Source organism: Massiliimalia timonensis, from assembly GCF_900186585.1.
GTDB lineage: Bacteria > Bacillota > Clostridia > Oscillospirales > Ruminococcaceae > Massiliimalia > Massiliimalia timonensis.
Window position 1 is genome coordinate 23,654 of record NZ_FYDD01000002.1, and the last position, 15,619, is coordinate 39,272.

General features: G+C 48.5%; 18 protein-coding genes. 8 read left to right on the top strand and 10 right to left on the bottom strand.

Going from position 1 to position 15,619, the window contains the following annotated elements; genetic code table 11:
• Window positions 1-123 precede the first annotated feature (123 nt).
• The 5 genes from CIB36_RS00135 (at window position 124) to CIB36_RS00155 (ending at window position 3,642) form a co-directional block, all read left to right on the top strand.
• Window positions 124-357, top strand: a complete 234-nt coding sequence (locus tag CIB36_RS00135) for a FeoA family protein (RefSeq protein ID WP_093987617.1) — start codon at window positions 124-126, stop codon at window positions 355-357.
• Window positions 354-2,369 (top strand): ferrous iron transport protein B, encoded by a 2,016-nt coding sequence (feoB, locus tag CIB36_RS00140; RefSeq protein WP_093987618.1) that lies wholly within the window; start codon window positions 354-356, stop codon window positions 2,367-2,369. Before CIB36_RS00135 ends, feoB begins: the two co-directional genes overlap by 4 nt.
• A gap of 17 nt (window positions 2,370-2,386) precedes the next feature.
• Entirely contained in the window at window positions 2,387-2,740 is a 354-nt protein-coding gene (locus CIB36_RS00145) for an arsenate reductase family protein (protein ID WP_093987619.1), read from the top strand.
• Window positions 2,741-2,754: 14 nt separating this feature from the next.
• A complete protein-coding gene (locus CIB36_RS00150) occupies window positions 2,755-3,099 on the top strand; it encodes a phenylpyruvate tautomerase MIF-related protein (RefSeq protein ID WP_093987620.1) in 345 nt (114 codons plus the stop codon).
• A 102-nt stretch (window positions 3,100-3,201) separates the two neighbouring features.
• Window positions 3,202-3,642, top strand: coding sequence for a GNAT family N-acetyltransferase (locus CIB36_RS00155; protein WP_093987621.1), 441 nt, complete (start codon window positions 3,202-3,204; stop codon window positions 3,640-3,642).
• 114 nt (window positions 3,643-3,756) lie between these two features.
• On the opposite strand, the gene CIB36_RS00160 is transcribed toward CIB36_RS00155, so the two are convergent.
• The 5 genes from CIB36_RS00160 to CIB36_RS00180 all read right to left on the bottom strand — a co-directional run bounded on the left by CIB36_RS00160 (window position 3,757) and on the right by CIB36_RS00180 (window position 11,011).
• On the bottom strand, window positions 3,757-4,641 hold the full coding sequence (locus tag CIB36_RS00160; protein WP_093987622.1) for a hypothetical protein: 885 nt from the start codon (window positions 4,639-4,641) through the stop codon (window positions 3,757-3,759).
• 80 nt (window positions 4,642-4,721) lie between these two features.
• The gene (locus CIB36_RS00165; RefSeq protein WP_093987623.1) at window positions 4,722-7,742 is read right to left on the bottom strand and encodes an alpha-mannosidase; all 3,021 of its coding nucleotides are present in this window, start codon (window positions 7,740-7,742) and stop codon (window positions 4,722-4,724) included.
• Between the two features lie 184 nt (window positions 7,743-7,926).
• On the bottom strand, window positions 7,927-8,973 hold the full coding sequence (locus CIB36_RS00170; protein WP_093987624.1) for an NAD(P)-dependent alcohol dehydrogenase: 1,047 nt from the start codon (window positions 8,971-8,973) through the stop codon (window positions 7,927-7,929).
• Window positions 8,974-9,123: 150 nt separating this feature from the next.
• Window positions 9,124-10,248, bottom strand: coding sequence for an ROK family transcriptional regulator (locus CIB36_RS00175; RefSeq protein ID WP_093987625.1), 1,125 nt, complete (start codon window positions 10,246-10,248; stop codon window positions 9,124-9,126).
• 70 nt (window positions 10,249-10,318) lie between these two features.
• Window positions 10,319-11,011 (bottom strand): YoaK family protein, encoded by a 693-nt coding sequence (locus CIB36_RS00180; RefSeq protein WP_093987626.1) that lies wholly within the window; start codon window positions 11,009-11,011, stop codon window positions 10,319-10,321.
• A gap of 208 nt (window positions 11,012-11,219) precedes the next feature.
• On the opposite strand from CIB36_RS00180, the gene CIB36_RS00185 reads away from it, so the two are divergent.
• Genes CIB36_RS00185 through CIB36_RS00190 form a run of 3 tightly spaced genes read left to right on the top strand, consistent with a single transcriptional unit; the run spans window position 11,220 to window position 12,854 of the window.
• Window positions 11,220-11,915, top strand: a complete 696-nt coding sequence (locus tag CIB36_RS00185) for a sugar phosphate isomerase/epimerase family protein (RefSeq protein ID WP_229408146.1) — start codon at window positions 11,220-11,222, stop codon at window positions 11,913-11,915.
• A 10-nt stretch (window positions 11,916-11,925) separates the two neighbouring features.
• A complete protein-coding gene (locus tag CIB36_RS13580) occupies window positions 11,926-12,048 on the top strand; it encodes a hypothetical protein (protein ID WP_267872639.1) in 123 nt (40 codons plus the stop codon).
• Between the two features lie 32 nt (window positions 12,049-12,080).
• Window positions 12,081-12,854 carry a tetratricopeptide repeat protein gene (locus tag CIB36_RS00190; RefSeq protein WP_093987627.1) on the top strand — a complete coding sequence of 258 codons (774 nt, stop codon included), beginning with the start codon at window positions 12,081-12,083 and terminating at the stop codon, window positions 12,852-12,854.
• A gap of 34 nt (window positions 12,855-12,888) precedes the next feature.
• On the opposite strand, the gene CIB36_RS00195 is transcribed toward CIB36_RS00190, so the two are convergent.
• The 5 genes from CIB36_RS00195 to CIB36_RS00210 all read right to left on the bottom strand — a co-directional run bounded on the left by CIB36_RS00195 (window position 12,889) and on the right by CIB36_RS00210 (window position 15,488).
• A complete protein-coding gene (locus tag CIB36_RS00195; protein ID WP_093987628.1) occupies window positions 12,889-13,677 on the bottom strand; it encodes a Cof-type HAD-IIB family hydrolase in 789 nt (262 codons plus the stop codon).
• Window positions 13,678-13,699: 22 nt separating this feature from the next.
• The gene (locus tag CIB36_RS00200) at window positions 13,700-14,158 is read right to left on the bottom strand and encodes a low molecular weight protein-tyrosine-phosphatase (RefSeq protein WP_093987629.1); all 459 of its coding nucleotides are present in this window, start codon (window positions 14,156-14,158) and stop codon (window positions 13,700-13,702) included.
• A gap of 73 nt (window positions 14,159-14,231) precedes the next feature.
• Window positions 14,232-14,657: a hypothetical protein gene (locus CIB36_RS00205; RefSeq protein WP_093987630.1), complete on the bottom strand. Its 426-nt coding sequence runs from the start codon at window positions 14,655-14,657 to the stop codon at window positions 14,232-14,234.
• A 2-nt stretch (window positions 14,658-14,659) separates the two neighbouring features.
• A complete protein-coding gene (locus CIB36_RS13585) occupies window positions 14,660-14,788 on the bottom strand; it encodes a hypothetical protein (protein ID WP_267872640.1) in 129 nt (42 codons plus the stop codon).
• A 40-nt stretch (window positions 14,789-14,828) separates the two neighbouring features.
• Complete coding sequence (locus tag CIB36_RS00210) at window positions 14,829-15,488, bottom strand: GyrI-like domain-containing protein (RefSeq protein ID WP_093987631.1); 660 nt, start codon at window positions 15,486-15,488, stop codon at window positions 14,829-14,831.
• Window positions 15,489-15,619 lie beyond the last annotated feature (131 nt).

Here is a 15,619-nt window from a genome sequence, read left to right on the forward strand (position 1 = left end):
CGTTTTTCCCGCTTTTCCCGGAAGTTTTTGTGTACCCTGCAAGTTGACAGGTGTACAAAAACACAGTACAATAAATGAGGTTAGAAAAGAATTATGGGGATACATCGTTGAGGGGATAGATTTATGACATTAGATCAGATCAAGCCCGGATACCGCGGCACCTTGTCCGTAGTTGGCGGAGAAGGCGCGCTGCGCCGGCATCTGTTGGATATGGGACTGACGCCCAATACACAGGTCACAGTTCGGAAGGTAGCGCCGATGGGCGACCCGATCGAATTGTTTTTGCGCGGGTATGTGCTGACGCTCCGCAAAGAGGACGCGGCAAAAATTGAAGTGGTCGGGGTGGAAAAGGTATGAGCGGCTTATTTGCACTGGCGGGCAATCAGAACAGCGGAAAAACGACCCTGTTTAACCGTCTTACCGGAAGCAACCAGCATGTGGGAAACTTCCCCGGCGTAACTGTTGAGAAAAAAGAGGGCCGGATCAAAGGGATCAAAGACGCCGTCCTTGTCGATTTGCCGGGAATTTACTCCCTGTCCCCCTACACCTCGGAAGAGGTGGTGACAAGGGATTTTATTTTAAAGGAACATCCAACAGGGATCATCAATATTGTGGATGCCACCAATTTGGAGCGGAACCTCTACCTTTCTTTGCAACTGATGGAGCTGGGGATCCCAATGGTGATCGCGCTGAATATGATGGACGAGGTGCGCGCCAGCGGAAATGTGATCCATGTCGAGCTTCTTTCCCAAAAATTGGGGATTCCGATCGTCCCGATCTCAGCCGGAAAGAATGAAGGGATCGGCGATTTGTCGGAAGTAGTCAAAAAAATGATGACCGAGCAAAAGGCGCTTCCCAAACTGGATTTCTGTACCGGCGAGGTACACCGGGCAATTCATTCGATTGCGCATATCATTGATGACCAGGCCAAGCAGGCGGGATATCCGCTGCGGTTTGCGGCAACAAAAATGGTAGAAGGCGACCGCCCCACCATGGAGGCGCTTCAGATCGATGAAAATGAGGAGCACATTATCGAGCATATCGTTGAGGAAATGGAATCCCGGCTGCATACCGACCGGGAGGCCGCCCTTGCGGATATGCGATATGGATACATCGAAGCGCTTTGCAACGAGTGTGTGGTGAAGCATCAGGAAACACACGAACAGATCCGATCGGAAAAGATAGACCGTCTGCTGACTCATAAATACTTAGGTATCCCGATCTTTTTTGGCATCATGCTGGTGGTTTTCTGGTTGACGTTTACCGTGATCGGGCAGCCTTTACAGGATCTACTAGGGAATGTGCTGGAACGGTTAACGATGCTGTTCTCTGCGTTTTTGCAGGACATTGGGGTAAGCGAATGGCTGCGTTCCTTGATTATAGACGGGGCGTGCAACGGGGTAAGCAGTGTATTGTCCTTCCTGCCAATCATTGTGCTGTTGTTTTTCTTTTTATCCTTGTTGGAGGACAGCGGGTATATGGCGCGGGTAGCGTTTGTGATGGATAAGCTTTTGCGCAAGATCGGGCTTTCGGGGCGTTCTTTTGTACCGATGCTGATCGGGTTTGGGTGCAGTGTGCCGGCAATTATGGCAACACGGACCCTCTCCAGCGAACGGGACCGGAAGATGACGATTGTGTTGACGCCGTTTATGTCATGCAGTGCCAAGCTGCCGATCTACGGGATGATCACCATGGCGTTTTTTCCGCATCATAGCGGGCTTGTCATGTTTGGCATCTATGTGCTGGGGATCATAGTCGCGATTCTGTCCGGGCTGCTGCTCAAAGGCACCTTGTTCCGGGGAGAACCGATCCCGTTTGTGATGGAGCTGCCGTCTTACAGGATCCCTTCCGGAAAAAGTGTGCTGCTTCACATGTGGGAAAAGGCAAAGGATTTTATCCGCAAAGCGTTTACCATCATCTTTTTGGCGGCGATCGTCATCTGGTTTTTGCAGAGCTTTGACCTGTATCTCAATCCGGTTTCGGACGCCTCCCAAAGTATTTTAGCAGCCATCGGTTCTGTGATAGCGCCTATTTTCATTCCGCTGGGCTTTAATGATTGGCGGGCTTCTACAGCGCTGATCACCGGGATCACTGCAAAAGAAACAGTGGTAAGCACCTTTTCCGTTTTAACAGGGGCTACGACCGATCTCCAGCTGACTACAGCCTTGCAGCAGATCTTCACGCCGCTCAGTTCCATTTCCTTTTTGGTGTTTACGATTTTATATATGCCCTGCGTTGCGGCTTTTGCGGCGACCAGACGGGAACTGGGTTCCTTAAAAGGGGCCTTGCTGACAGCCTGCTATCAAACAGGGGCGGCTTATGTTACAGCGATGCTTGTCTACCAGATTGGAAGACTGTTGATTTCATAAATAAAGGAGGAAACAGAATGTTATTTTTAGAATACCCAAAGTGTTCTACCTGCCAAAAGGCCAAAAAATGGCTGGAGGAACACCAGGTGGCTTTTGACGACCGCCATATCGTGGAACAAAACCCGACAAAAGAAGAATTAGCGCAGTGGTATCATAAAAGTGGGCTCGTACTAAAGAGGTTTTTCAATACCAGCGGAATGCTTTATAAGGAGTTGGCTTTAAAGGATAAGCTGCCGCAGATGTCTGAGGAAGAACAGCTTGCCCTGCTGGCGACCAACGGGATGCTGGTAAAACGTCCTTTGGTGATCGGCGAAGATTTTGTGCTGGTTGGATTTAAAGAAAAAGAATGGGAAGAGAAGTTAGGAAAATAAAAGGAGGAAATAACATGCCTTATATTGAAACCAAGGTAAGTGTGGCCATTTCTAAAGAGAAAGAACAAAGAATGAAAGAGCGTCTGGGACAGGCAATCTCCCTGATTCCGGGAAAAAGCGAGCAGTGGCTGATGCTCCGCTTCGAGGACAACTGCCGGATGTACTTCGGCGGGACGAACGACGCGCCGTCAGCGTTCGTCGAGGTAAGGATCCTGCACGATTCTACAAGAGAAGCGTATGAAAACATGACTAAAGCGATCATGGCGATCCTTTCCGAGGAGCTTGCGATCGATCCGGCGCGGGTATACATCAAATACAGCCCGGGGGATGACTGGGGCTGGAACGGCGGGAACTTTTAAGAAGTTGTTCTGTTATAAAGAAAGAGTGGAGGCTTATCCCTCCACTCTAATTATTTATCAGGGCCGAAATAGGGGAGCGAAAACGGAAAAGAGGATTGAAAGATGGAATTGAAAAAGATCATCTCATCAGACGATTTATGGGACAGTGTAAGAACTTATGCGGAAAATTGTTCATGGCGGGCAGGCAAGTTATTGGCCGAAGCTATGAAACAAAATATGTTTAAAGATTGGGAGAGGCTTATCGTTGCGTTGGAGCAGGGGAATATCTGCGGATATTGTGCGGTGGTAAAAAAGGATTGTATTCCGAATGTGCCTTATACCCCCTATATCAGCTATCTGTTTGTAGGAGAAGAATACCGGGGAAACAAACTGAGCCAGCGGCTGATCCAATATGCAATGGGATATTTAAGGTCACTTGGCTTTGAAACCGTGTATTTAGTAAGCGACCATGAAAACTTATATGAAAAATACGGGTTTTATGTAATAGACCGTAAATTAGCTCCATGGGGCTCCGAAGAAAAAATATATATGCAGAAATTGTAATGAAAGATTTTTTGTATTTTTAAAAGCAGATTAATAGTAAGGACATTATTTCCCGACAGACTATTTATAGCAAGAAAAAGAACACCAAAATTTATTGGTGTTCTTTTTGGTGGATTATGATATTTCGTCGAAATATTCGACCCATAACACAGGATGGTTTTTATGATTTTCATAATTGCAGAGTTTGCAATAAAACTGATAGGATTTTTTCTTCTGAAAGTCAAAAGGTAATTTGGATTTTACATATTGTAACGTATAGGTATTGCCATCCTCTGCTAGGATTTCAAATCTTAAAATATTATACGTACTTGCATCATTATCATTGGTTGGTCCTTCGTAAAAATATGTTTCTGATAGAACCTCGCCTGTCATTTCATATCGTTTTCCTGCATGACGCTCTGCGTTTTCAGTGGCTTTTACATTGATTTTCCGATATTCGGAACGGTTGATGCTACTTTCCAGTTCGTCCAATGAAACACCGCTAACCGAATGAAATGCCGCATTATATGCATCATAATAAGGCGAGAGTACCATCCGCAATGATCCGCAGTCTAGAAATTCGCCATAGTCTGTTTTGTTTCTAGTGTCCCAAAAGGCGGTTGCTTTTTCTTTTGCTTCCACACCACTCCAAGTAGGTTCATAGTATAAACAAAGCCCGGCTAAGCAGTTGACGACAAACTGGTCGGAAGCATTTTCATCTATTTGCATACACCAGCTTTTATGAATTTTAAATAAATCATAGTAAAACCATACATAAATAGATTCCCCATCGGATTCAGCCACTGTGTCATGAAGGATCAGTGCAAAACGGTCTTTACTGGAAGAATCAAAAACATCCTCCTCAACAGTAAAATTTAGTTGATGGCTATCGCTTGTTTGACGAAGTTCTTTTGCCATATCATTGATAGCAGCAGAATGTACATACTGTTTGCAGCCAACAAGAGCAAAACACAGACACACAGCAAAAGCAATAATTACAAAAAGTTTTACACGTTTCATAAAACCACCTCAACAATAAGCTGTCTTGCATGATATAAAGCAAGGAACAGAAAAATCTGTTCCTTGCCTTTTTATTTCTGTTATGGGTGCAGTAAGAATGTTTTGATCTCAAACGGCTTGATTGTGAAAGAAAGGCTGCCGGTCTGGGATTCCCCGCAGGGCCGCTCCATCAGGTCGCATTCCTGCCAAGCGGAATACGGCAGATTAAATGTACCGTTTACCTGCCCGCGTTTGCCGCTGCATTCATGGACGCGCAGTACGATAGAGTCGCTGTCCTCTGCCTTTTTCACTGCGTCTACGCAGATACCGTCACGGTCAAAGGAAAGGAAAGAAGTCGGGGCATTCCATGTGCCGGGCAGCTTCAGCATCGGGTTGTTGAGCGTCCAAGCTTCCCGTTCCAGATCAGATTCAAACCATGCTTCTTCGTGCGGGAACAGGGAATAGGTCACGGTTTGTAACCCGCGGTCTGCATCATAATCCGGGAAGTTGGAGGCCTTGAGCAGGCTTAGACGAAGCACACTGTCCTTCACGTCATAGCCATATTTGCAGTCGTTGAGCAGGGCAACTCCGTAACCGCTTTCAGACAGATCCGCCCACTTGTGGCCGACCACCTCAAATTTTGCCGCCTCCCAGCTGGTGTTGCGGGTAATAGGCCGTTCGATGCTGCCGAACTGGATGTCAAACCGTGCGGAGGTCGCGCGGATATCAAGCGGGAAGGAGACCTTTAAGATCTTTTCCCGTTCCTGCCAGTCGATCTCGGTCTGGAAATCGATCCTGCGGGAGAAAGAATAAAGCTTCATGTTCTGGGTGATGGTGGTATTTTTATACTTCCATACAAAATGTACCGTCGTGGCAAACGCGTCCTGTTCAATGGATATATCCCGCAGGTCAGTAACGCAGTCCATTTTGTCCGCAAAGGAAGCTTCCAGTTCCCACGCGTCAAACTCCCTTGGCTTATCCTCAAATAACTGAAACACGTTCCCGGCAGTTCCCTTCTGCAGCAGCTCCCGCCCGGCAGAACGGTCGTAAATAGAGGTTAGATGTCCGTTTTCATCCCAAAGGATCTGATAAAATTCGGTTTCCACTTTTCCTTGGTTTGGTAAAGCAACAACATCTGGAGCGCTCCACTCTTCATCACCGATGGTGCGTGCGGTGAACGGCGGCAGGTCTTGTACCAAAACCTGTTTTCCGTTTTGTGTAATCACTTCCGATTGCTTCCAGGAGGAGGTGTTAAACACAGTCAGCGCACCGTCTTCCGGCCTTGTGATCCCGTTCAGGGACTGGTCGTTGACCGTTTTTATCATCTGCTCGGCCTGTGCGTATTCTTCCCGGCTGTCTTCGTAGACTTCATGGATAGAAGAACCCGGGATTACATCGTGGAACTGGTTGCGGAGAATGATTTTCCACGCGGGGTATAATGCGGTGGAAGCCTCCTGGTTACTGGCCAGCACAGCCAATAATTCTGCGTTGCGCATTGCAAACTCCATGCGGCGGTTAGTCTTCTTGTTGTAGGCCTGAGAGGTGTAGGTGCCGCGGTGGAATTCCAGATATAGTTCGCCATCCCAGGTTGGGATGTATCCGCCGCGGGGATTTTCGGCCATGGTGTGGTTTAGGCGTTTTAAGTAATCCCGCACATGTTCTGAACGGACGTGGGGCAGCCCCGGCATTTTTGCCACGCAGCGCATTGTTTCCAGCATATCGCGGTTTACCCCGCCGCCCCCGTCGCCGTACCCGTAAGCGATCAGCAGGTCGGTGTTCGTGTCCTTGTTCTGGTAAGCATCCCAAACGCCTTTTACGCTGTAAGGATCCGTTTTCCCATTGTAGGTGTAATAACGGCTGTTGAAGCGTTCCGGCGCAGTGATAAAGTGGGTGGTAACCTCCGTGCCATCAATTCCCCGCCAGTAGAATGTATCGTAAGGCAGTTTGTTCGTATCGTTCCAACTGATCTTTGTGGTAACAAAAGTATCGATGCCAGATTTTTTCAAGATCTGCGGCAGCGCCCAGGAGTATCCGAAAACATCCGGGAGCCATAAAAAGTCGTTTTCATACCCAAATTCCCGTTCAAAAAAGCGCTTTCCGTATAAGATCTGCCGCACGATAGATTCCCCGCCGGACAGGTTGCAGTCGCATTCTACCCACATGGAGCCGCTTGGCTCCCAGCGGCCCGCCTGCACCAATTCCTTGATCTGGCTGTAAATATCCGGATAATCCTGCCGGATAAAATCATAGACCTGAGCCTGCGACTGTAAGAACTGATAGTTTTCGTATTGCTTCATCAGCCTGTTGACCGTGGAAAAAGAACGCGCGCATTTTTCACGGGTGTGGCGGTATCTCCACAGCCAGGCTACGTCGATATGGGTATGTCCGACCAGGGAAACGTTGATATTCGGCTTATCCTGCCCCTGAAGCGTCTGGTTTAAGTAATCGTTGGCACGCTTGGTAGAAGCGTAAAAATCCTCTGAGCGCGGATACGAGAAATCTACCATTCGAAACGCTGCCAACAAAGTGTTTTTCAAAAATCCCTGAGTAGGGTCGTTGTCGGGCAATTCCTCAATGGTTTCCAGCATGTTGCGGGTCATAAAGTAAAATTCGTCCGTCGGCCGGTCCAGTATAGCGATATCTGCACGGCGAAGCTGGTGTTCAATGACAGTGTGCGGTCCGCCCCCGTTTAAACCGCTCCACAGGCGGAAGCGCAGGGAAAGAGGCTTTTTGGTGAGCTCGGGCGGAAAAAATACTTCCTGATGGTTGGAGTCCACTCCTTGGTACGGTTCGTCATTGACAAAAATAAGGCTTTCAAAATGGCTGTTGTTTCCAGCACCGGTAATTCCGAAGTCAAAGATCCCGACGAGTTCTTTCCCTTGACAGGCCTCAGGAATGTCTAGCTCTGTGCAGAGCCACAGATACTGGTCCCAGCCTTTCCAGTGATCCCCTAGATTTAACTGAAACGGCGGTTCCGAAGGGTCTGGCAGGCGGACGCCGTTTTCCCCTTTGTCATGATAGACGCAAAATGAATCGATTGAACAAACCGGCTGGTAACGCAGTTCGGATAATTGCCCGATCTGCTTTTTCAGACGGTCAGCATGGTGAAAATCAAAAGGCATATGGAAGAAACCTCCTTGATGAGAATTTGTAATCCTTTGATACGAGTTCCATTATACGCAGGGGACGGGAAAAATACTAGGGGAAAAAACAGAGAAAATAAGGGTATTTTTTTGTCATAAAAGTAAAAGACTCCGGGCAGCTTCTGCCCGGAGTTTTGTTTTTGTATATTTGCCAAAGGAATTGTTAACAGATCTTGATCACGCCTTTGACCACATCGGCTTTGTTGTTGATGCAGTGATCCATTGCTTCCTGTACCTCATCCAGTGTATACAGGTCGGTGACAATGCCCTTTAAGTTCACTTTTCCTTCTGCCACCGCCTCGATCGCCATCGGATAAATATGACGGTAACGGAATACAGTCTTAAAGGTAAGTTCTTTGTCCAGCGCCATACCGATCGGCAGGGTCATTTCTCCGCTTGCACTGTATCCCACCAAAACGATGGTAGCGCCCTTTTTAGAGGCTGTCATTAGCTGCTTGGTCGTAATTTCACTGCCTGCGGTTTCAATGGACAAATCGCAGCCCTTGCCGTCTGTCAGGCGAAGGATCGCTTCTACCGGATCCTCCTCCTTGGCATTGATCACTCCGGTTGCGCCCAATTCCATCGCTTTGTCAAGCCTCTTTTGCATGACGTCGACCACATAAACCTTGGAAACCCCCATTGCCTTGAGCGCCATCATAGATACAAGCCCAATACATCCGGACCCTGTTACGACTGCGGTCTGCCCGGCATGCGCGCCGCCCTGTTGCGCGGCATGGAAGCCAACAGCCAGCGGTTCGATTAATGCGCCTTCCATGGTGCTGACGTTTTCCGGAAGTTTAAAGCACAGATCGGCTTCGTGTGCGACATATTCCTGAAATACGCCGTCTACCGGCGGCGTTGCAAAGAAGATAACGTCTGGGCAAAGATTATATAGGCCTTTTCTGCAAAATTCGCAGTGTCCGCAGGTTTTGCCCGGCTCCAAAGCAACGCGGTCGCCCTCTTTTAGGTGGGTGACGCTTTTCCCAACTTTAACAACGATGCCGCCCGGCTCATGGCCCAGCACAAACGGCGGTTCTACCACGAAGTCGCTGATCCGCCCGGTTTCAAAATAATGTAGATCCGACCCGCAGATACCAACATACTCTAATTTTACTAATACTTCGTTATCCGCCGGTTCTGGGATCGGACGTTCTTCAAAACCCATTTTACCGATCCCGGTCATGACGGCAACCTTCATCATTTCACTCATAAAAATACCCCCTTAAACTTTATTTAATCGTTTTATGAAAGTATCTTTATTATAGAGCCGACTCTTTCTAATGTCAATCCGCGGCAGACGGATTTGTATCATTACACAAGAAAAAGGCCCGGCTTCTGCTAGTTATCCACAAAAGCCGGGTCAGGGGATGGAATCATAAAATCCTTCGATGAATTGCAGTCCCGCTCCCAAAGCATAGGCATGGTCGGGCGCATGGCATACCGAAAGATAGTCGGAATCGCGATCAAAGGTATTGTAAAGGGAAGCCAGTTCCTGAAAGCGGGACAGATAAGGGGAAAGATACGCCCCCACATATCCACCTAATATGATCGGGCAGTCAAAGGCCATACGCAGGTTGGTAACAGAAATAGCCAGATAACGCAGATAAGTCTCCCATCCGGCGGTGCAGGCAGGATCCCCCTGAGAGAGCTTTTGAAAAAACCGCTCCAAGCTGCCTTCCGCTAAGGAAGAGAGAACGCGGGAAGAACAATAAGCATCCATACATCCGCTTTTACCGCAGTAACATTCCTTACCATCCGGCACCAGAATCATATGGCCGATCTCACCGCTCTTATACTGTTCGCCCATGTAAAGCTGGCGGTCAAAAAAAACAGCTCCGCCGACCGTTTCGGCAAGGGAGAGGAAAACAGCATCCTTTTGGATATATTTTTGTTCAGCCAGTCCGGCAGCGTTGGCATCGTTGCAGAAAATGGTTTCATAAGGCAGGTGCCGGCGGAATTTTTGCAGACTGACATTGGCGATCCGCAATACCCGCGACTGGGTAATGAGGTCCCGCGCGGTATCAACATTGCCCGGCAAAGAGATCCCGACGCCCAAAAGCCGGTCAGTAGGAATCGCCTGTTTTTGAATGAAGCTGGCGATGTGTTCCCCAAAGGCTCGATAGTACTCCGGACTGTCTTGATAGGCGAGGGAAACCCGTTCCGAAGCGGTAATAAAGCCCCCAAGATCTAAAAGAGCGGTTTCCAGGTGCCTGGCCGTGATCTCTACCCCAACGGCAAAGCGCGCGTCCCGCACCACTGATACGGTCCGTGCCCGCCTTCCCCCGGTAGAGGCCAGTGTTTTTTGTTCTTCGACCAGGCCATCTGCGACAAGCGCTTTGATATTTTGCAACACAGTTGGCATACTCATCCCCAGATGATATGCAATGGATTGCTTGGTGACATCTGTATTGTGACAGATAAAACGAAATATTTTTATTTTGTTCATCTGTTTCATGGGTTGGTTTTCCACTTTTGCCCCGATCATCTTAATACTCCTGCGAAACTTTTATAAAAGTTTTTCTAAAATCAAGTATAGCTGAAACGTGCTGAAAAGTCTAGCTTTCTTTTTGGGGCGCAATGTGTTTGTCGGAACGGAGCAGCAGGATCAGTGTGCCAACGAGAAGAATGGCACAAAGAAAAAGTGTTTTTTCTTGAAAGAGATTGGTAAACAGCGCCCCGGTCGCAGCGCCAAAGCAGAAAAACAGGATGATAATGAAATACCGTGCCGCGCTCTTTCCGGCGGGCCGGTCATGATCCAGCCAAAAGCGGCAGAGGTGCTCTGCGGCGGAGCGCAGGTTTCCGGTGCACATAGTGGTGGCGTAAGCATTCCCTTTTAAGGTGCGGAAACAGTTGACCTGCAAGGAGCAAACAAAGGAAACGGTAACATTGACGATCACGTCCGGAACTTCTTGGGGCAGGAAGCCCAGCACGCACAAAAGGGCTGCCTCGATCACCAGAATCGTGTGCCGCCAGTTTAAAAAGGCTTCTTCGGTGATCTTCCGTTTTAGGATTTCGGTCACGATGACCCCTAGAAAAAAGGCGGTAATAGGGACCAAATAGTAAAGGCACCGGCTCCAGTTTTTTTCGGCCGCTGAAATACCGAACAGGACCATGTTTCCGGTCTGGGCATTGGCGAATACACCTCCGCGGAACAGGTAGGTGTGCGCGTCCAGCATTCCGCCCACAATCGCTAAAAATATGCCGACCCGCAGCGATTCATGCAGGGGATAAAGTTTTTGTTGCAGCATGGATTCTTCCCTTTCTTCTTTGAGTATTAGTACTAATTTTATTGTATCAAACCAAGAGTTGGATAGCAACTGGGATGTTGCTTGAAAAAAACGACGCTCCCCTGTGTTTTTGTGACAGACTTTAAAAAGAAAAGTATTTTGAAAATCGGTTGACATCAGGTGCCGGAGGGACTATGATGAAAGCAAAGAATCCTAGAAAGAAGGTTTTATGATGCGGATCGGAGCAAATTGCGACCTGTCGCCGAAGGATCCCGGCGAATGGGTCCGAAAGGCGAAGGAATTAAGATGCGAGGCAGTTAGCTGTCCGGTGGACTACACAGCCTCTGCGGAGGAACGAAAGGCTTACCGGGAGGCCGCTGAGCGGCAGGACATTTTGATCGCCGAGGTAGGCGTATGGAATAACCCCATAGCGTTAGATGAGGCGGAACGAAAAGAAGCGATCCGCGTCGCCTGCGAGCAGCTGGCGCTTGCGGATGAAATGGGGGCCTGCTGCTGCGTTAATGTTATGGGTGCAGCCGGGCCGGTATGGGATGGATGCTATCCGGAAAATATGTCTGCGGATGTGTACCAGCTTTCTGTAGAAACGGTACGGAAGATTATCGACGCGGTAAAGCCCACCCGTACCTGCTATACGATAGAGCCTATGCCGTGGATGGTCCCTGATTCTCCGGAGGCCTGTTTAAAACTGCTCAAAGATGTAGACCGAAAAGCGCTTGGTGTGCATTTGGATTATACGAATATGATCAACAGCATCCCAAAATATTTCCAAAGCAGTGCGTTTATTAAAGAGTGTTTCCGGCTGCTGGGGCCATTTATTAAGTCGATCCATGCCAAGGATATCATTGCGGAGCATGTTTTACCCTGCCACATCCATGAGGTGATGCCGGGCTGGGGGAACGATTGATTATTCGCTTGTGCTCAAGCTTGCGGACCAGCTGGGAAAAGATATGCCGGTGCTGGTAGAGCATTTGGAAACCCTTGAAGAGTACCAGCAGGCGGTGGCGCATCTTCACAGTGTTTGGCAGTCCTGCCAGTAGCCCGGCCTTTGCCGGCGGAAAGGGGTATTTTTATGCTGACAAGCGAGGACCGGCAATATCTTTTAGAATTGGAGGAAGCGATCCGCAAAAAGGATCTTTCCGCGATGATAGCATGGGCTGTATTCTGGACCGTAGAGCATCCGGAAGAACTTCTGTCTCCCCGTCAGGCAGACCGGGTCGTAGAATACTACGGCCTTGGCGTACAAAACGGAGATGCGCTTTCCTGTCTGAATTTGGGGGCCTTGTATTATACCGGTGTGATCGTAGAACAGGATTTTTCCAAGGCGGTGGGGCTGTACCAAATGGCGGCTAGGCTGGCAGAAGAAGAGGAGGAAGATTCGATTGCGGCACTGGCACTGTCTAACTTAGGGTACTGCTACTATTATGGAAGGGATATACCCGTCGATTATGCAAAGGCTTACCACTGCTTTTTATACAGTGCTTTAAAATTTCATGATGTGACCTCCTATTATAAGGCAGGGGATATGTACCGCTACGGAAACTATGTGGGAAAAGATGAGGATATTGCCTTTTTGTTTTATCAAAAAGCGGAAGAAGCCTTAGATGAAGAGAACGATCCCGAGCATATTGCGGCTGACGTGTATAAGCGTTTGGGAGAATGCCGGCTTTATGGGATCGGGACCCAGAAGAGCCCATTTTTGGCGCGGGCCTACCTGCATCGTTCCGAGCAGGAGTATAAGCAGAAAGTGTTGCGCAATGATCCCTTTGCTCCGGGACTGCTGGTAAAGGTGCAAAGCCTTTTGAACGAAGTGGAAAATGAGATCTATAAGCGCAAAGACAGATAAAAAGAGAGAAGCGGAAAAATTTCCGCTTCTCTCTTTATTCGATCAGCCCAAAATGACACAGGGCAGAAAAGATCCCATCGTGATCCGTATCTGAAGTGACATAGTCCGCGGCTTCTTTCACTGGGGCGCCGGCGTTTCCCGTAGCGACCCCGATCTTGGCAAAGCGAAGCATTTCGATGTCATTCCCGCCGTCGCCAAAGGCCATGCATTCTTCCCGGGAAAGGCCGAAATGTTCCAGCATTTTTTGAAGCCCTACCGCTTTGCCGCCCAGTTCATGGATCACATCCACAAACAAAGGGTTCCATCTGGCAAGCCGGCAGTTGGGCACATGGGTAAGAAAACCGCTCTCCTCCTGCTGCGATATGTAAGCGCAGAGCTGGTAGGTAGTATGGGAAAGGGTACGGCCGGTATCATCGACTGGCGGCTGGGATACGGTAGGTCCCAGAAAGCTGCGCAGCTCCAACACCTTTTGGTTGACGTGGTTGAGATAGGTGTAGTCAAGTTCTACGAATTCGCAGGCAATTTGTCTTTGCTTCATATAGGGGATCGAGGCTTGCAAGGTTGCCGTCGACAAAGGCAGTTCGTGAATCACCTGGCTGCCTGCGATGCAGTATTGCCCATTTAGCAAAACACAGCCGTCGAATGAAAACCGCAGCAGGTGTTCTGCCTCTGCCAGTGCGCGGGGGGATCGGCCGCTTGCCACGAATAGCTTGATCCCTTTTTCTTGCAGTTGTTCCAAAGCAGTACGGGTGCTTTGCGGCATCTGATGCGTATGGAAACTTAAAAGTGTGCCGTCGATGTCAAAAAATACAGCTTTTATCATGAAAAAATCCTTTCAATAGGGTTTAATTTTTTTGTGTGACCTCCCGCAGCAGGGCTTGGCAGCCCAACAGGACATCTTGGTAGGTTTGTTCAAAATCTCCGGTATACCATGGGTCGGCAATATCTCTGTTAAGTCCGGCGAATTCCAGCAAAGAGGCTACCTTATGCTGATGGTCGTTTCCAATGATACGACGGATATTTGACAGATTGTAGCGATCCATGGCGATCAGATGATCATAGGTCTGATAATCCTGTTTTGTCAGCTGTACGGCTCGTCTGGAAGAAAACGGGATCTTTTTTTCGGTTAATTTTTTTCTGGTACCATAATGGATGTCATTGCCGATCTCCTCCCGGCTGGTAGCGGCAGAGGCGATCACAAATTGGTCCGCCATCCCTTGCTTTCGCACCAGTTCTTTCATCACAAACTCCGCCATCGGCGAACGGCAGATGTTGCCGTGGCAGATGAAAAGTATCTTTGTCAAATTTGTTTCTCCTTATTTCATGAATGTTGGTAAGCGGCAAAAGGTTTTTTACGCTTTCACCGTAAACCTGCAGTTATCCGGATTTTATTGACTCAAGCCAAATAAACCACGGCTTGCCAAAGGTTTTTCTGGCTGCTACAGCAAAGACCATTAGTGCCAAAGCCATACCACCCATGGCGGCTACAGCCAAAATCACCCCAAATTGGGTCAGCCGGTTTAGCTCATCCGCGTTTTCCGAAGCTACCACTTTTCCGTTTTTATCAAAATACAGGTTGATATGGGTACCGTCAGACAAGCTTTGGGGCTGCCCCAAAGCTTCTACTGGGATATAGTGCAGAGTGTTTTTTACATAACGCACTTGCCCCGCTTCTATCCGTCCGGTGCGGGACTCCTCGTACTCGCCCTGATAGCCTTTCGGCGCGGAGGATATCGTGTATCCGATCAAAATAAAAAGGAGGATACAAAATAGCAGGATAAGGCCAAGCAGCCACCGAAACATTTTTAAAAAGGCTTGGGCGGCCAACGTCTCTCCGGCAGTTTTATGGGGCTTTTATTGAGAGAAAATCCCAGCCGGATCACATTGAGGCCTTTCATTGTATTGGTATTGGCCGCGATGTCATTGAGATCCATTTGTCAGCTCTCCTGTCCTTTGAAGAATGCGCTTGGGATTTTACACAAGCTCCTCTTCGCGGGAAGAAGCTGCTTTTACCGGAAGCCGGATCACTGTCTTTAGATTTTTCGGGTCACAGCGCCGCGCGTCGCTAAGATAGATCTCGTGGTGGAAACGCCCCTTGGAGATGTCGAGCTGGCGGCCGTTCTGTTCTGCAAACACTTCCATGCGCCGAATGGTTTCCGGTTCGCCGTCATATGGCCCCAGATGCATGCACTGCACACATTCGCCCTCGGTATAACTGAAAAATTCCACATCAGAGAAATCATCCTGTTTTTTATGGGCCGCTTCCTCTACAGCCCAGATAAAGTCGTCCCGCGTGACAAAATCGGGCAGGCGGATCAAAGAGATCCATTGAAAGTTTTCTTTTTTGCTGTAGTCGATCCCGGGTTTTCCATCCTCCATCCACCAAAATCCTTCCAGCGGAGGGACGACATATTCAAAAAAGCCTTCGATGTCATGCCCTGCTTTCCGGCTCATTTTCAGGGTGAAAGCTACTCCGTAAAGCTTACCGATCGCCTGCTTGTAGGCGCCGTCCTCCTGATTGGGATCACCGCTGCCCCTTATGGCTAAAAAATTCATAGCAGGCACACAAACTAATTCCGGCCGGTTTTTGGGAAGATAAAATTCCCGGTACTCTTTTTTATAATCAAACGGCATAGGATTCCCCTCTTTCTGCGTTCTATTATAGGGGAAAACAGAAAGAAAAACAAGAGAGTGCAATGCGCGCCAGAAAAAATATGTGGCAGATTTCTATTTTTTATGATACATAATAGAATGAAACAAAATAG

Bases quoted from the DNA above. Each gene is read 5' to 3' on its own strand.
- CIB36_RS00150 (WP_093987620.1), top strand. From the start codon at position 2,755: ATGCCTTATATTGAAACCAAGGTAAGTGTGGCCATTTCTAAAGAGAAA.
- CIB36_RS00170 (WP_093987624.1), bottom strand. From the start codon at position 8,973: ATGAGTGAAATGATGAAGGTTGCCGTCATGACCGGGATCGGTAAAATG.
- CIB36_RS00180 (WP_093987626.1), bottom strand. From the start codon at position 11,011: ATGCTGCAACAAAAACTTTATCCCCTGCATGAATCGCTGCGGGTCGGC.
- CIB36_RS00175 (WP_093987625.1), bottom strand. From the start codon at position 10,248: ATGATCGGGGCAAAAGTGGAAAACCAACCCATGAAACAGATGAACAAA.
- CIB36_RS00185 (WP_229408146.1), top strand. From the start codon at position 11,220: ATGATGCGGATCGGAGCAAATTGCGACCTGTCGCCGAAGGATCCCGGC.
- CIB36_RS00195 (WP_093987628.1), bottom strand. From the start codon at position 13,677: ATGATAAAAGCTGTATTTTTTGACATCGACGGCACACTTTTAAGTTTC.
- CIB36_RS00205 (WP_093987630.1), bottom strand. From the start codon at position 14,657: ATGTTTCGGTGGCTGCTTGGCCTTATCCTGCTATTTTGTATCCTCCTT.
- CIB36_RS00160 (WP_093987622.1), bottom strand. From the start codon at position 4,641: ATGAAACGTGTAAAACTTTTTGTAATTATTGCTTTTGCTGTGTGTCTG.
- CIB36_RS00190 (WP_093987627.1), top strand. From the start codon at position 12,081: ATGCTGACAAGCGAGGACCGGCAATATCTTTTAGAATTGGAGGAAGCG.
- CIB36_RS00210 (WP_093987631.1), bottom strand. From the start codon at position 15,488: ATGCCGTTTGATTATAAAAAAGAGTACCGGGAATTTTATCTTCCCAAA.
- CIB36_RS13585 (WP_267872640.1), bottom strand. From the start codon at position 14,788: ATGGATCTCAATGACATCGCGGCCAATACCAATACAATGAAAGGCCTC.
- CIB36_RS00165 (WP_093987623.1), bottom strand. From the start codon at position 7,742: ATGCCTTTTGATTTTCACCATGCTGACCGTCTGAAAAAGCAGATCGGG.
- feoB (WP_093987618.1), top strand. From the start codon at position 354: ATGAGCGGCTTATTTGCACTGGCGGGCAATCAGAACAGCGGAAAAACG.
- CIB36_RS00135 (WP_093987617.1), top strand. From the start codon at position 124: ATGACATTAGATCAGATCAAGCCCGGATACCGCGGCACCTTGTCCGTA.
- CIB36_RS00145 (WP_093987619.1), top strand. From the start codon at position 2,387: ATGTTATTTTTAGAATACCCAAAGTGTTCTACCTGCCAAAAGGCCAAA.
- CIB36_RS00155 (WP_093987621.1), top strand. From the start codon at position 3,202: ATGGAATTGAAAAAGATCATCTCATCAGACGATTTATGGGACAGTGTA.